This is a genomic window from Halorubrum sp. AS12 (assembly GCF_051122765.1).
In the GTDB taxonomy this organism is placed as follows: Archaea; Halobacteriota; Halobacteria; order Halobacteriales; family Haloferacaceae; genus Halorubrum; species Halorubrum trapanicum.
The window spans coordinates 2,831,980-2,846,038 of the sequence record NZ_CP185385.1; the positions used below are offsets into that span (position 1 = coordinate 2,831,980).

Consider the following 14,059-nt stretch of genomic DNA (forward strand, 5'->3'; position numbering starts at 1 on the left):
GACGCGCTCGACGGTCTCGGCTCCTACGACACCTCGGAGAGCCGCCGCCGCGCGGCGGTCACCGCCTCCATCGCGTCGATCCACTCGCGGGGGTCGGTACACCAGATGCGGTCCCCCTCGACGCTGACGCAGAAGACGGACTCGCCGGAGGGCGACAGCGTGACGCGGTCGACGTCGGGGCGGTCGCCGAGGTACGCGTCGATGAGTCGTCGCGCGGTCTCCGCCTCGGAGCGGAGGCGGTCCCCCGCGGCGTACTCGATGGCTATCTCTGCCATACGCTCCGGTTGGAACTACACGATTAATAACTACTGTTTTCTGGCAGCGATTGCGTGTTTCGCGGTCGGTTCGTCCCGAGTCGGCCCGCCGCCGCCACCTACCGGCCGTCGAAGACAACCTCGCCGTCGACGACCGTCAGCGCGACGTCGATCTCGTCGACTGCGTCGGCGTTCTCCCACGGCGAGGAGTCGAGCACGACGAGGTCGGCCCGCTTTCCGGGTTCGACCGTCCCGAGTCGATCCTCGTCGAAGCCCGCGTAGGCGGCGCCGCTCGTGTACGCGCGCAGCGCCTCGGTGACGGTGAGTCGCTGGGACTCAGCCGGGGCGTTGACCGCGTGGTGGACGCCGACGAGCGGGTCCATCGGCATCCCGTCGGAGCCGAAGGCGAGTTCGACCCCCGCGTCGAGCATCTCGCGGTAGCGGTTCGTCTCCGCGGTGCGCTCGGGACCCAGTCGGTCCTCGTAGAGACCGCCCTCCCCGGCCCACTTCAGGAAGTTCGGCTGGACGCTGGCCACGACGCCCGTCGCCGCGAGGCGCTCGATCGCGTCGTCGTCGGCCAGTTCGACGTGTTCGATCCGGTGGCGCGCCTCCCCGGGATCGGTCCGCGCAGCGTCCTCGTAGGCGTCCAGCACGGCCGCGACGGCCTCGTCGCCGATCGCGTGGGCGGTGAACTGGAAGCCGGCGTCGGTCGCGTCCGCCACCGTCTCGCGCAGTTCCTCCGGGTCGACGACCCACTGCCCCGTCTCGTCGGGGGCGTCCGCGTACGGCTCCGAGAGCCGGGCGGTCCGGCCGCCGAGGCTCCCGTCCGTGTACGACTTGATCGCGCCGGTCTCGACGCGGTCGCCCCCGGCGTTCGTCGCGAGACCGACTTCGCTCGCCGCGTCGAGGTGGTCGCTCCAGTAGTTGATCCGGACGCGGGCGGTGAGTTTTCCGCCGCGTCGAGGTCGCGGTAGACGCGCGGGGCGTGCGAGTCCCGGACCATGTCGTGGAAGCCGGTGATCCCGCGGGCGGCGCAGTGCTCCAGCGCGGCCTCGACGACCGCGCGCGTCTCGGCCGGACCCGGCTCGACCGCCCGGTAGATCGGGTCGATAGCGGCTTCGAGGAGGACTCCGGTCGGCTCGCCGTCGGCGTCGGTCGGCACCGTCTCGTCGGGGGCGTCGGCGAGCGCGTCCGCGAAGCGGTCGAGCGCGACGCCGTTGACGGCGGCGACGTCGATGTCCTCGCGGAACGCCGCGACCGGGCGCTCGGTCGAGACGCGGTCGAGGTCGTCGCGCGTCAGGTAGCGCGACTCGTCCCACGTCGACTCGTCGTAGCCGTAGCCGAGCACCCAGTCGTCCGTCTCGTCCTCGCTATCCGCCGCGTCGCCGCCGCTCTCCCCGTTTTTCACTTCCGCCGCGCGCTCGGAGAGCAGGTCGACGGCCTCACCCGGGGAGTCCGCCGCGGAGAGGTCCGCGTGGACGAGGTACCGACCGACGGTGGTCAGGTGGGTGTGCGCGTCGACGAAGCCGGGGAGGAGGACGCGGCCGTCGAGGTCGACCACGTCGGTGTCGACGCCCGCGAGCAGCTCCACGTCGTGGGTCCGCCCGGTCCGGACGATCTCGCCGTCGCGCACGGCGACGGCCTCGCGGACCGCGTCGCCGCCCGAGTCCGGGTCCGCGAGCGTGTGTACCTCCCCGTTCACGAAGATCCGGTCCGCGGCCTCAGTCATGGGAACTCGGGGGGTACACAGCGTGTTAACCGTTCGGGAAACGGCGACCGATTTATTCGCCCGGCCGGCGAACCGCCGCGTATGTACGACAACGTCCTCCTGCCCACCGACGGAAGCGTCGGCGTCGACCGCGCGATCGACCACGCGATCGACGCCGCCGACCGCTACGACGCGACGCTCCACGTCCTCTACGTCGTCGACAGCGACGTGGTGAACGCCTACTCCGGCGACGAGTTCGTCGACGGCGCCGAGGGCGCCGAGGAGACGCTCGAAGAGACCGGGCGCGAGGCGCTCGACACCGTGGCCGAGCGCGCCCGCGAGGCCGGCGTGGAGACGGCCACCGCGCTGCGCTACGGCGTCCCCCACGAGGAGATCCTCCGGTACGTCGACGAGGCGGACGTCGATCTGACGGTGATGGGGTCGAAGACGCGCTCCGGCGACTACCGCCGCATGCTCGGCTCCGTCACCGAGCGCGTCTCCAGGCAGTCGACCGCGCCCGTGAGCATCGTGAAGACGACGGTCGACGCCTGAGCCTCCGGCGTCTCTTATAAACAGTCCCGCACGTCTCCCGCGACCGCCGACAGCGCCGCCTCCGCGGCGTCGACGCGGTCCGCGAGGCTACAGAAGCCGTGCGCCATCGCCGGGTAGTGGCGGTGTTCGACGGGGGTCCCCTCGCGCTCGAACCGGTCCGCGAGCGCGACACCGTCGTCGCGCAGGGGGTCGAACCCGGCGGTGACGACCGTCGCGGGCGGCAGGTCGCCGAGGTGGTCTGCGCTAAGCGGGACCGCGTAGGGGTTCGCGGCGTCGACCGGACTCCGGAGGTACTGCTCGTAGAACCACCGCATGTCCTCGCGGGTGAGCAGCGGGCCGTCGGCGTTCTCCCGGTAGGCGTCCGTCTCGAAGTCGTATCCCGCGATCGGGTACAGCAGGAACTGTCCGCGGGGCTTCGGGGGGTCGTCGAACTCCCGGGCGCGGAGCGACGCCGCGACCGCGAGCGCGCCGCCGGCGCTGGTGCCCGACACGCCGATCCGGTCGGGGTCGACGCCGAGCGTGCCCGCCGTCTCTGCGACCCACTCGACCGCCGCGGCCGCCTCGTCGACCGCGACCGGGAACGGGTGTTCCGGGGCGAGGCGGTAGTCGACCGAGACGACGACCGCGTCGGCGCGGACCGCGAGCTCGCGGCAGATCCCGTCGACCGAGTCGAGGGTGCCGAGCGTCCACCCGCCGCCGTGGAAGTGGACGAGGGCGCGGGCGTGAGAGTCGTCGCCCGGCGCCTCGACCGCGCCCTCCGGGCGATACACCCGCACTGGAACCTCGCCGTGGGGACCGTCGAACGCGAGGTCGCGCACGTCGGCCACGGAGGGTTCGGGCGGCCCGGAGAACAGTTCGTCTTCGAGGCGGCGGGCGGTCTCGACCGAGAGGTCGCTCCACGCGGGGGGTCCCAGCGACTCGATCTCGTCGATCGCCGCGGCGAGGTCCGGGTCGAGTTCGTCCGCGCGCATGGCGGACCGAGACGGTGGGACTTTGTAAGTCGGTCGGCAACTCCGGCCGATGGACGTCCGGTTGACCTACGAGGACGGGACGATCCGGGTCGACGCGGACGCCGACCTCGCGCCCGACGCGCTGCCGCCGCTGCCCGGCGTCGAGACCGACCCCCGCACCGGGACCGGCAGGGCGCCCGCGCACCGCTACGCCGAACTCCGGCGGGCGCTCCGGGTCGCCGGCGTCTCCGTCGACGACCGGGTCCTCGCGGCGAGCGACCGCGCCGCCGAGGCGACCGGGCTGCCGGACGCGCTCGCCACCGACTACGACCTCCGCGAGTACCAGCGTGAGGCGCTCGACGCGTGGCGCGACGCGGGCGACCGCGGCGTGATCGAGCTCCCGACCGGCGCCGGCAAGACCGTGATCGCGATCCGCGCGATGGTCGAGCTGGGCGTGCCGACGCTCGTCGTCGTCCCCACGGTCGACCTGCTCGACCAGTGGCAGCGCGAACTGGAACGGGAGTTCGACCTCCCGATCGGGCGCTTCGGCGGGGGCGAGCAGCGCCGCGAGGCGGTCACGGTGTCCACGTACGACTCCGCGTACCTGAAGGCCGACGGCGTCGGCGACGCGTTCGAGTTCGCCGTCTTCGACGAGGTCCACCACCTCGGCGGCGAGGGGTACCGCGACGCCGCGCGCCTCCTCGCCGCGCCCGCGCGACTCGGACTCACGGCCACCTTCGAGCGCCCCGACGGCGCGCACGAGGTCGTCTCGGAGCTGGTCGGCGACCGCGTCTACGCGCTCGACGTGGACGACCTCGCGGGCGACCACCTCGCCCGGTACGACATCCGGCGGATCGAGGTGGAGCTGACCGACGCGGAGCGCGAGCGCTACGACGCAAAACAGGGCACCTTCGTCGAGTACGTCCGCGACGCGGGGATCACGTTCACGAGCGGGAGCGACTATCAGGAGCTGGTCAAGCGCTCGGGCAACGACCCGGCCGCCCGCGAGGCGCTCCTCGCGAAGCAGGACGCCCGCAAGATCATGATGAACGCCGAGCGGAAGGTCGACCGGCTCGCGGAGATCCTCGACCGCCACCGCGACGACCGTGTGATCGTGTTCACGGCCCACACCGACCTCGTCTACCGACTCTCGGAGCGCTTCCTGCTCCCCGCGATCACCGCCGAGACGGGCGCGAAGGAGCGCCGCGAGATCCTCGAACGCTTCCGCGACGGCACCTACGGCCGGGTCGTCGCCGCGAACGTCTTAGACGAGGGGGTCGACGTGCCCGACGCCAACGTCGCGGTCCTGCTCTCCGGCTCGGGCAGCGAGCGCGAGTTCACCCAGCGGCTCGGCCGCGTCCTTCGGCCGAAGGAGGACGGCGGCCGGGCGACGCTGTACGAACTCGTCAGCTCCGAGACCGCCGAGGAGCGGGTGGCGAGTCGACGACACTGACCGAAGGCGGTGGCGCGTGCCGGTGAGCGGCCGACAGGCCGCGAACCGCACGCGCGAGGGAGTCGGTGGTCCGGAGCGAAGCGGAGTACCACCGACGAGGCTGGGGAGGCGTGAGGTGCGGGGCTGTGCTGTGGGGGTGGGACTCAAAGGGGCAGTCGCCGGCGGCTTTGCCGCCGGCTGCCCGTGGCGCGTCGCGCCTCGCGGCGCAGCTGCACAACACCGCCGATCACGCCGCGATGGACGCGACATTCTTCGACCGTAAAACCGCTAGCAAGCACTACTGTCGCCGGACGAACTACCGCGTTCAAACGCTGAAAACGACCGCGCTCGTCGATACAAAAACGCAAGCTGTGCTCGACGTTCACTGTACGACCGAGAAGCGCCACGATACGCAGATCGACTGGCATCGACTGCGCGTATAACGCGCGCATCGCTGGGTCTCTATACAGCCAAAGAGTACTGTCAGAGGCCGGCTTCTCGACGATCAAGCGAACGCTCGGCCACGCGGTGCGTGCCCGAGCGTGGGACCGCGAATTTCGTGAGATCGTTTTGATGTGTGCGGTCTACAACATCAAGCGAGACGTAAAACAATGAAATCAAACGCCGTCTGGCGATTCACCAGAGCCGACGACGCTTATTCGTTGACGAGCAGGATCTTCCCGCGGAAGTCGCCCGCTTCGCCGAGTCGGTGTGCGTCCGCGACGTCTTCGAAGGCGAACCGCTCGTCGACGTGGGGCTCGACGACGCCGTCGTCGACGAGCGACGCGATGTCGGCGAGTTCCTCACCGATGCGCGCCTGTCGATCGCCGAGCAGCACCGGCAGGATGACGAGCACGACGCCAAGTTCGAGCGAGTTGGCGTGTAGCGCCGAGATGTCCTGGGTCGAACTCGACTCCGTCGTGACGACGGCACCGAACGGTCGGACCGCCTCGAACGCCGTCTGAAGGTGGTCGTCGCCGACCGGGTCGAACACCACGTCGAAGCCGTCGCCGTCGGCGTACTCTTCGACGTACGCCTCGACGTCGGTCGCCGTGTAGTCGACGGTGTGGTCCGCGCCGAGTTTCTCGGCGAAGTCGCGCTTCTCCTCGGTCGAGCCCGTCGCGGTCACGTCCGCGCCGAACCATCTGCCGAGCTGGACGCCGATGTGGCCGACGCCGCCGCTGGCGCCGTAGACGAGCAGGTCGTCGTCGATGCCGACCGTCGATTTGTCGGTGAGCAGTTCCCACGCGGTGAGTGCGACGACTGGGAGCGACGCGGCGTCCTCAAGCGGGATCGACTCCGGCGCGCGAGCGAACGTGCCGGCGTGTCCGACGACGTAGTCGGCAAGCGCGCCCTGCCGCCCCGCACCGCCGGGCATCCCGTACACCTCGTCGCCCGGCTCGAACTGTTCGACGTCCTCACCGACGGCGTCGACGACGCCGGAGACGTCGCAGTGGAGCGTCGCGGGAAACTCGGGCGTGAAGTCGGGGATCTCGCCCTGACGGATCTTGTAGTCGACGGGATTGAGGCTGAAGGCGGCGACGTCGACCCGGAGTTCGTCGGCAGCCGGCTCGGGGACCTCGCGGGTCGTTCGTTCGAAGACGTCGGGGTCGCCGTACGATTCGATCACGAACGCGGTCATCTCGGTCGCCATGTCGTAACGGCGGGCCGCTGGAGGGGAAATGTCGTCGGTCGTCGAACCGAGCGCACCCTCTCAGTCTCCGGTGAATTTCGTGAGCTTGCCTTGATGTGTGTGGTTCACAACACCAAGAGATCTCTGAACTCGTGAAATCACGCTACGGCGAGCGATTCACCACGGCCCTCTGTTGGAATCCTCACTAAGAGACACGTTCCAACCGAATTCCGATCAGTACGGGATCTGTACGTATGGTTGGAACTGTGGTGAAATCACGGTTGGGCGATCTTCGTTTCACCACATCTATCTACGTTGCCGAGAGAATAGCCCATCCCATGCCCTCCAAAATCAGAGACGCTATCTTTAGTGAACCCTCTGGAAGAGTCAATGCGTTCGTAATGTTTGCTGGCTCGTTCGCTATGGCGAGTATCTACTTCTATTTCAATATCCTACACGACGGTGCCTCGATCAGTTCGCTCATTATGGCGGTTGGATTCGCTCTGTCCGGATTCGCTGAGTCCCTTCCGACGGAGCATCGACAGATCGCAGGTGGGTTGCGTGTCACCGAGATCCTCCTGTTGGTGGGTCTACTCGGTCTCACTATCCTCGCCCCTGACAGTATTCTCGGCCCCCGGTAGAGGAGTTGCGTTCAGTTCACACGTTCTAACGACCAGTCGTTTCAGACGAGAATACGTCTGAAAGCAGGGTCCAACAAAGCCAGCTATTTATAAAAGAACGGCCGGTGCTTCGGAAGCGGTCTCCATCTATCTCCCGTCAGTTCCGCTAACCCCGACGATTCACCGAGATTAATCGTCGCCGTCGATGTCGAGCGAGCGCTTCTCGCCGAGCTCCTGTTCGAGGCTGCCGCGCTCCCAGCTCCGCACCGCGTCGCCCTCAACCTCGGCGCGCAGCTTCTCCTCTAAGAGGTTCACCGCGACGCTGTTGGCGCCCTCCGGGATGATCACGTCGGCGTGCTTCTTCGACGGCTCGATGAACTGCTCGTGCATCGGCTTCACGGTCGAGAGGTACTGGTCGATGACGCCCTCCAGGTCGCGGCCGCGGTCGATCACGTCCCGCCGGATCCGCCGGAGGATCCGCACGTCCGCGTCGGTCTCGACGAACAGCCGGAGGTCCATCATGTCGTTTATCTCCTCGTCGTATAGCGCCAAGATTCCCTCCAGCACGATGACGTCGGTCGGCTCGACGGTGATGCGCTCGTCTTTGCGGTTGTGGATCTCGAAGTCGTACTGGGGCATCTCGACGGACTGTCCCTGGAGGAGGGCTTCGAGGTGCTCGCGGAGCAGTTCCCACTCGAACGCCGAGGGGTGGTCGTAGTTGACCTCCTGGCGCTCCTCGAAGTCGAGGTGCGAGAGGTCCTCGTAGTAGTTGTCCAAGGGGATCCGCGTGACGCTGTCGCCGAGGTCACGGGTGACGAGCCGGGAGACTGTCGTCTTCCCGGCGCCCGTCCCCCCGCGATTCCGATCACGAACGAGGGAATGGCCATACCGCCGTTCGAACGCCGGAGGGTTTGAACGCTCCCTTTTCGTCGTCGCTGGCGACCCCGTGCCGCCCTCTGTGCGAACCGATCGCAGGGCTACGTACGGTGCCGATATAACGGTGTCGGGGGCACCTTTTAGCCGATCGGAGCAAATTCGAGAGGTATGCGAACAGACACCACGGTTCGAGACGTGATCGGACCGCGAGTTCCTCGGCGTCAGCGAGTCGGACTCGCTTCCGGGCGCGGCCGCGCTGTTGGTCGAAGAGGAGACGAACTGCCTCGTCGTCGTGCGCGGCGGCGAACCGGTCGGCCGTTTGGAGTCCCGCGACGCGCTCGACGCGCTGTTGGACGCGACCGGAGACGCCGACGAATCGGGACCGGAGGAGGACGGCGATGAACGCACCGCCGACGAACACACCGCCGACGAACGCACCGTCGGCGACGCGATGGGTCCGCCGCTACCGACGGTGTCTCCGGACGACTCCCTGTCGGCGGTCGAAGAGCGGCTCATCGCGGAAGGGACCGACCGGGTCGTCGCCGTCGACGACGGTGAGGCGGTCGGCGTCGTCACGGACGGCGACGTGCTCGCCGCCGGCGCTCCGCGGACGGGCACGGGGACCGACGAGTTCGGCGACGAGACCGCGACCGGCGAGGCGCGGCCGGACGGGACGGTTCTCTCGGCCGCCACCGCGGACTCCGACGCCGAACGCGGCGCCGGGACCACGATCGGTCCGGGGTCGACGGCGGACCGCACAGCGGCCGCGTCCCGGGACGAAACCGCGGGGACGGACGGCGGCACCGACCCGATTTCGGGAGCGCCGAGCGGGGCCTCGACGCAGGGCGTCTGCGAGAACTGCGGCGCGCTCGTCCCCGACCTCGTCACCGCCAACGGGCAGGCCGTCTGCCCGAACTGCCGCGAGATTCGAGTCGGCTTCTGAGCGGTCGATCCGACGGCCGGCAGCCTCAACACGCCGCGAGCCGAAGTCGGCCGTATGGCCGAGACGGACCCCCGCGTCGAGCCGGCGACCGCCGACGACGTCGACGCCGTCACCGACATGTGGGTGGCGCTCGCGGCGGGCCAGCGCGAGCACGGGGCCACGCTCCGCGCCGAGGCGAACCGCGCGACGGTCCGCGAGTGGGTCGCGCAGTCAGTCGTCACGGGCGACCTGTTCGTCGCCCGCGATGCCGAGACCGCTGCGGAGTCGGACGGGGAGATCGGTCTCGTCGGCTTCGTCGGCTTCTCGCTCGAACGCGGCGACTACGAGCGTGACGCCGCCCGCGGCACCGTCAGCAACCTCTTCGTGGTCCCGGAGCGTCGCGGGGAGGGGGTCGGCGCGGCGCTGCTCGACGCGGCCGAGCGCGCCCTCGACGAGGCGGGCGCCGAACGCGTGGCGCTGGAGGCGCTCGCCGACAACGACCGCGCCCGGGCGTTCTACGCGGAGCACGGCTACGACCCCCACCGCGTCGAGCTGACGAAGTCGTTGAACGACGAGGACGCCGACGGGCGCGACGACGGGGACCCCGGTACCCCGGACGGCGAGAACTCCGACGCGCCGGACGAAAGCGGCTGACGCCGGCCGGGTTCGCGGAAAGCGACACGCACACATAGGAGGACCGAGTACGGCCGCACGCGCCAGGGGAGCATGGGTGGTTCATGCGACTCGACTTGTAATCGAGACTTCCGGGGTTCAAATCCCTGCCCTGGCTTGGCATCGCTTTACGGCCGCTCCCGCGGACATTTCTTAAGTACTCTCGACGCCCACGTCGGGTATGGACTCGTCCGACCGCGCACTGCTCGGCGTGGCCGGAATCGTCGGCGCGCTCGTGCTGGCGGTCGCGTTCGCCGGCGGCGCCCTCTTCGGCTTCGACGAGTCGGCCGCGCGGCCGATCCGCCTCCTCGCGGTCGAACCGCTCACCTGGATCGTGATCGCCGCGCTACTCGTCGCGGTCGTCGGGAACGCCTACATCGAGTAGCGGCGGGGACGCGCGCGCCGCCTGACGGGACCCCGGCTCACCGCACGACCGTGACCGGCACCGGCGACCGCTGGAACACCGTCTTCGCGACGTTACCGACGAGCAGGCGGTCGGCGAGCGACCCGCTGTGGGTGCCCAGCACGACGACGTCGAACTCCTCGGCGTGATCGATGATCTGGCGGGCGGGCCGACCCGCCTCCACGATCGTCTCGATCGTCGCGTCGTACTCGGCGGCGATCTCGCGGGCCCGCTCGAACACCGGCTCTGCGGCCTCGCGGATCCCCTCCTCGCTGTCGTCCGACAGCGCGATCCCCACCGCCTGCCCCATCATCGGCGACGCCCCGCCGACGACGGTTAAGACGGTGATATCGGCGTCGTGGTGGCCGTCGAGCGCGTATCGGAGCGCGCGCTCGGAGAGGTCTGAGCCGTCCATCGCCACGAGTACGCGCTCTATCATACCGGCAATACGCGCCGACACCGGATAAACGCACGTGGTGGGTGGGTTCGGATCGACCGTCGTCCGCCGCTCTCAGCTGCCGCTCTCAGCCGTCGGCGTTCTCAGGGTCTTCGGCGTCGCTAACGTCTTCGATCGCCCGGACGAGGGCGTCGAGCGCCCGTTCGGCCGCGCCCCGCTTCACCGCGTCGCGGTCGCCGTCGAGGACGGCCCGCTCGGTCCGGACGAACGACTCCTCGGTGCCCCACGGCGCGGCGTGCGCGACCCCGAAGTACACCAGTCCGACGGGTTTCTCGTCGGTGCCGCCCGTCGGTCCGGCGATTCCGGTCGTCGCGACCGCCCAGTCCGCGTCCGCTCGGTCGCGCGCGCCCGCCGCCATCTCGCGGACCACCGGGTCGCTCACGGCGCCGTGAGCGTCGAGCGACTCGCGGGAGACCCCGAGCAGCTCGCGTTTGGCGTCGTAGGTGTAGGTCACGAACCCACGGTCGAAGTAGGCGCTCGCGCCCGGCACATCCGTCACCCGCGACCCGACGAGTCCGCCCGTGAGCGACTCCGCGGTCGCGAGCGTCTCGTCGCCGCCTGCGAGAAGTTCGTTCAGCCGCTCCGCGGGGTCCGTCGCGTCTTCCATACCCCTCACTCCGAGCGAGGCGCCCCTGAGGTTTACGCCCCGGCGTGTCGAAGGGCGACCGTGACCGATACCGACTGGGACGAGCGGTTCGCGTCGGGCGAGTACCCGCGCGCGCCGGAGCCGTCCCCCGTGCTTCGCGCCTACGAGCCGTCGTTCCCGGGGGGCCGCGCGCTCGATGTCGCCGCCGGAACCGGCCGCAACGCGGTGTTCCTCGCGGAGCGCGGCCGCGACGTCGACGCGCTCGACGCCTCGGCGGAGGGCCTCCGTGTCGTCCGCGAGCGCGCCGCGGAACGCGGGATCGGCGACCGGATCGAGACGATTCAGGCCGACGCCTCGACGTACGGCTTTCCGACGGAGACGTACGACGTGATCACGATGAGCTACTTCCACGCGCTCGACCGGTTCGCCGACCTCGCCGAGTCGCTCGCGCCGGACGGGTACCTCTTCGTGGAGGGGCATCTCCGGTCGGCGTCGCCCACGCAGGCGGGACCGAGCGGCGACCGCTACCGCTACGCGGCGAACGAACTGCTCCGCGCGGGTCTGGGGCTGAGCGTGCGCTACTACGACGAGACGACGACGGAGCGCCCGGGCGGCCGCGAGCGCGCCACGGCCCGACTGCTCGCGCAGAAGTCGACGGGCGGGCGACAGTCGTACCCCTTGCGCCCGGACGCGTCGGAGCGGTGGTCGACCGAGGAGGTCGGCTCGACCGATCCAGACGAGAGCGACGCGTGAGCGACGACAACTCGTCGTCGCCCGCGGCGGTCCTCCGCGCGCTCGTCGCGAACGCGGTCGACGCCGACCTCGCTGGTCTCGACGGTCGGATCGAGGTCGTCGAACGGAGAGGCGGAGCGACGGACGGGGACGACGGGGCGGACCCCGCGAAACGACTCGCCGAACTCGTCGGTTCGGCCGACAGCGTCGTCGCCGTCGTCCCGCGGTTCGACGCCGATCTCGCCCGTCGGCTGAACGCGTCGCTGGCGGCGACCGCCGGAGACGAGGATGCGGGCGATTCGAACGGCACCGAGGGGGACGCGGGCGACTCGAACGGCCTCGAGAGGGACGCGACCGTCCCGAGCGACGTCCGGGTCGTGTTCACGGATGCCGCGAGCGACCGCCTCTCCGGAGCGACCGGCCCGCTCGTCCGGCGCGCGCTCGCCGACCGCGGCGTCGACGCGTACCGTCACGACGGCGAGTCGCCGGTGGCGGTGGTCCTCGCCGACGACCGCGCCGCCGTCGGACTGATAGACGGCGACGGAATCTCGGCCCTGTTACGGACCGACGCGCCCGCCGTTCGCGAATGGGCGGCCGTGACCTGTCGGCGCTACCTCGCCGCCGCCGAGTCGGTGACAGACGACTGAGCGGGTCTCCTCCGGACGGCGACGGTCCCCGGTCCGCTTTTGAGGGTCGCCGTCGAAGGGCGCGTATGAAAGCGCTACTGCTGTTAGTGGCCGGAATCGGCGGACTGCTGGAAGCCGTCGCGCCGCGGCGCGCCGTCGCGGTCTGGACGCGCGCGCTCTACCGGAACACCGGCGAGGCGGAGCCGCGAGAGTGGGTGTACGCGGCCGCGAAGGCCGAGGGGGCGCTGGTCGCCGCGGGCGCGCTGGTCGGACTGTTCCGACTCGCGACCGCGGACGGCGAAACGGTCGACGAAGCGGCGACCGACGACTGACGCGACGACGACCCGGCCGGCGACGCCGAGTAATCCGACGAATCACCCGTCGCACCGACCGACCGGACCCGAACGTATATCCGTCGGGTCTCGGTACCGATTCACATGTCGGGGCCTCTCGCGGACCCCGAGATCGGACGACGAATCGACGGTTCGCGTCCTTCACGTCGACGACGACGACGCCTTCCTCGATCTGACGGCGACGTACCTCGAACGGATCGAGGACGCGTTCGAGGTCAGGTCCGAGACGGATGTCGACGCCGCGCTCGACGCCCTGGCGACGGAGCCGATCGACTGTGTCGTCTCCGACTACGAGATGCCCGGAGCAGACGGACTCTCGCTCCTCCAGCGCGTCCGCGACCGAGGGATCGAGGTCCCCTTCGTGCTGTTCACCGGGAAGGGGAGCGAGGAGATCGCGAGCGAGGCCATCTCGGCGGGCGCGACCGATTACATCCAGAAGCGTGGCGGGAACGACCGGTACGAGGTGTTGGCCAACCGGATTCGCAACGCCGTCGACCAACACCGGTCGCGGATCGCGCTCGCGGCCAGCCAGGAGCGGCTCTCGCGGTTCATCGACCAGTCGCCGCTGGGGACGATCGAGTTCGACGACGCGTTCCGGATCGTCCGGGTGAACCCCGCCGCCGAGGAGATCCTCGGCTACGACGAGTCGGAACTGATCGGCGGGACGTGGGCCCCGTTCGTGCCCGGGTCGGACCGCCGCCACGTGGCGGCGCTCGAACGCGACCTGCTCTCCGATAAGGGCGGCTACCAGAGCGTCAACGAGAACGTCCGCAGCGACGGCGAGCGGATCCGCTGCGCGTGGCACAACCAGGTGGTGACCGGCGCCGACGGGGAGGTGATCGGCGTCTTCTCGCAGTTCGAGGACGTCACTGAGGCGGAGGCACGGAAACGCGAGATCGAGCGGACGAACGCCGTGTTGTCGACCGCGCTCGACACGCTTCCGGTGGGGATGCTCATCGAGGACAGCGACCGACGGGTGATCCAGGTGAACGAGCGGCTGTACGACCAGTTCGAACTCGACGGCGATCCGGCGACCGCCGCCGGCCGCGACTGCAGGGAACTCGCCGTCGAACTGAGCGAGCGGTTCGCCGACTCCGAGGGGTTCGTCGAGCGTGTCGAGACGCTCGTCGAGGACCGACGCCCGGTCGACGACGAGCGGCTCGCGCTCGCGGACGGGGACACGCTGATTCTGACGTACCGGCCGATCGACCTGCCAGACGGCAACGGCCACCTGTGGGCCTACAGGACGGCGGGTCGGTCCGACTGAGCCGATGCTCCGCGGC

The 14,059-nt window shown here is 69.8% G+C and carries 13 protein-coding genes, 1 tRNA gene and 4 pseudogenes; 11 read left to right on the forward strand and 7 right to left on the reverse strand.

All coding sequences use genetic code 11. The features are described 5' to 3' along the window. Positions 1 to 23: 23 nt before the first annotated feature. Entirely contained in the window at positions 24 to 275 is a 252-nt protein-coding gene (locus ACODNG_RS14450) for a hypothetical protein (protein ID WP_209544147.1), read from the reverse strand. Positions 276 to 373: 98 nt separating this feature from the next. After that, positions 374 to 1,983, reverse strand: a pseudogene (locus ACODNG_RS14455) (amidohydrolase). 81 nt (positions 1,984 to 2,064) lie between these two features. On the opposite strand from ACODNG_RS14455, the gene ACODNG_RS14460 reads away from it, so the two are divergent. Further along, on the forward strand, positions 2,065 to 2,514 hold the full coding sequence (locus ACODNG_RS14460; RefSeq protein ID WP_434521870.1) for a universal stress protein: 450 nt from the start codon (positions 2,065 to 2,067) through the stop codon (positions 2,512 to 2,514). Positions 2,515 to 2,528: 14 nt separating this feature from the next. Here the strand turns inward: ACODNG_RS14460 and ACODNG_RS14465 are convergent, their stop codons facing one another. Next, positions 2,529 to 3,485 carry an alpha/beta hydrolase gene (locus ACODNG_RS14465; protein ID WP_434521871.1) on the reverse strand — a complete coding sequence of 319 codons (957 nt, stop codon included), beginning with the start codon at positions 3,483 to 3,485 and terminating at the stop codon, positions 2,529 to 2,531. Between the two features lie 49 nt (positions 3,486 to 3,534). On the opposite strand from ACODNG_RS14465, the gene ACODNG_RS14470 reads away from it, so the two are divergent. Together ACODNG_RS14470 and ACODNG_RS14475 are read left to right on the forward strand one after the other, a co-directional pair. After that, positions 3,535 to 4,917 carry a DEAD/DEAH box helicase family protein gene (locus ACODNG_RS14470; protein WP_434521872.1) on the forward strand — a complete coding sequence of 461 codons (1,383 nt, stop codon included), beginning with the start codon at positions 3,535 to 3,537 and terminating at the stop codon, positions 4,915 to 4,917. Between the two features lie 194 nt (positions 4,918 to 5,111). Next, positions 5,112 to 5,511: pseudogene (locus ACODNG_RS14475) on the forward strand (transposase); the annotation flags it as partial. Between the two features lie 40 nt (positions 5,512 to 5,551). On the opposite strand, the gene ACODNG_RS14480 reads toward ACODNG_RS14475, so the two are convergent. After that, a complete protein-coding gene (locus ACODNG_RS14480; protein WP_434521873.1) occupies positions 5,552 to 6,550 on the reverse strand; it encodes a zinc-binding dehydrogenase in 999 nt (332 codons plus the stop codon). A 788-nt stretch (positions 6,551 to 7,338) separates the two neighbouring features. Continuing rightward, positions 7,339 to 8,036 (reverse strand): annotated as a pseudogene (gene udk, locus ACODNG_RS14485) (uridine kinase). Positions 8,037 to 8,193: 157 nt separating this feature from the next. Here udk and ACODNG_RS14490 point away from each other — a divergent pair. The 4 genes and pseudogenes from ACODNG_RS14490 (at position 8,194) to ACODNG_RS14505 (ending at position 10,004) form a co-directional block, all read left to right on the forward strand. Beyond that, positions 8,194 to 8,968, forward strand: a pseudogene (locus ACODNG_RS14490) (CBS domain-containing protein). A gap of 54 nt (positions 8,969 to 9,022) precedes the next feature. Further along, entirely contained in the window at positions 9,023 to 9,601 is a 579-nt protein-coding gene (locus ACODNG_RS14495) for a GNAT family N-acetyltransferase (protein WP_434521874.1), read from the forward strand. Between the two features lie 61 nt (positions 9,602 to 9,662). Further along, positions 9,663 to 9,737: transfer RNA gene (locus tag ACODNG_RS14500), tRNA-Thr, on the forward strand. 63 nt (positions 9,738 to 9,800) lie between these two features. Beyond that, a complete protein-coding gene (locus ACODNG_RS14505) occupies positions 9,801 to 10,004 on the forward strand; it encodes a hypothetical protein (RefSeq protein WP_434521875.1) in 204 nt (67 codons plus the stop codon). 37 nt (positions 10,005 to 10,041) lie between these two features. Here the strand turns inward: ACODNG_RS14505 and ACODNG_RS14510 are convergent, their stop codons facing one another. Beyond that, positions 10,042 to 10,461: a universal stress protein gene (locus ACODNG_RS14510; protein WP_434521876.1), complete on the reverse strand. Its 420-nt coding sequence runs from the start codon at positions 10,459 to 10,461 to the stop codon at positions 10,042 to 10,044. A gap of 85 nt (positions 10,462 to 10,546) precedes the next feature. Further along, positions 10,547 to 11,086, reverse strand: a complete 540-nt coding sequence (locus ACODNG_RS14515) for a CinA family protein (protein WP_434521877.1) — start codon at positions 11,084 to 11,086, stop codon at positions 10,547 to 10,549. 60 nt (positions 11,087 to 11,146) lie between these two features. Here ACODNG_RS14515 and ACODNG_RS14520 point away from each other — a divergent pair, with 60 nt between their 5' ends. From ACODNG_RS14520 to ACODNG_RS14535, 4 genes are all read left to right on the forward strand, one after another. Beyond that, positions 11,147 to 11,818, forward strand: coding sequence for a class I SAM-dependent methyltransferase (locus ACODNG_RS14520; RefSeq protein WP_434521878.1), 672 nt, complete (start codon positions 11,147 to 11,149; stop codon positions 11,816 to 11,818). After that, entirely contained in the window at positions 11,815 to 12,444 is a 630-nt protein-coding gene (locus ACODNG_RS14525; protein WP_434521879.1) for a hypothetical protein, read from the forward strand. The genes ACODNG_RS14520 and ACODNG_RS14525 overlap by 4 nt, the downstream gene beginning before the upstream one ends. A gap of 65 nt (positions 12,445 to 12,509) precedes the next feature. Beyond that, a complete protein-coding gene (locus ACODNG_RS14530) occupies positions 12,510 to 12,755 on the forward strand; it encodes a hypothetical protein (RefSeq protein WP_434521880.1) in 246 nt (81 codons plus the stop codon). Positions 12,756 to 12,948: 193 nt separating this feature from the next. Continuing rightward, a complete protein-coding gene (locus ACODNG_RS14535; protein ID WP_434523109.1) occupies positions 12,949 to 14,043 on the forward strand; it encodes a PAS domain S-box protein in 1,095 nt (364 codons plus the stop codon). Positions 14,044 to 14,059 lie beyond the last annotated feature (16 nt).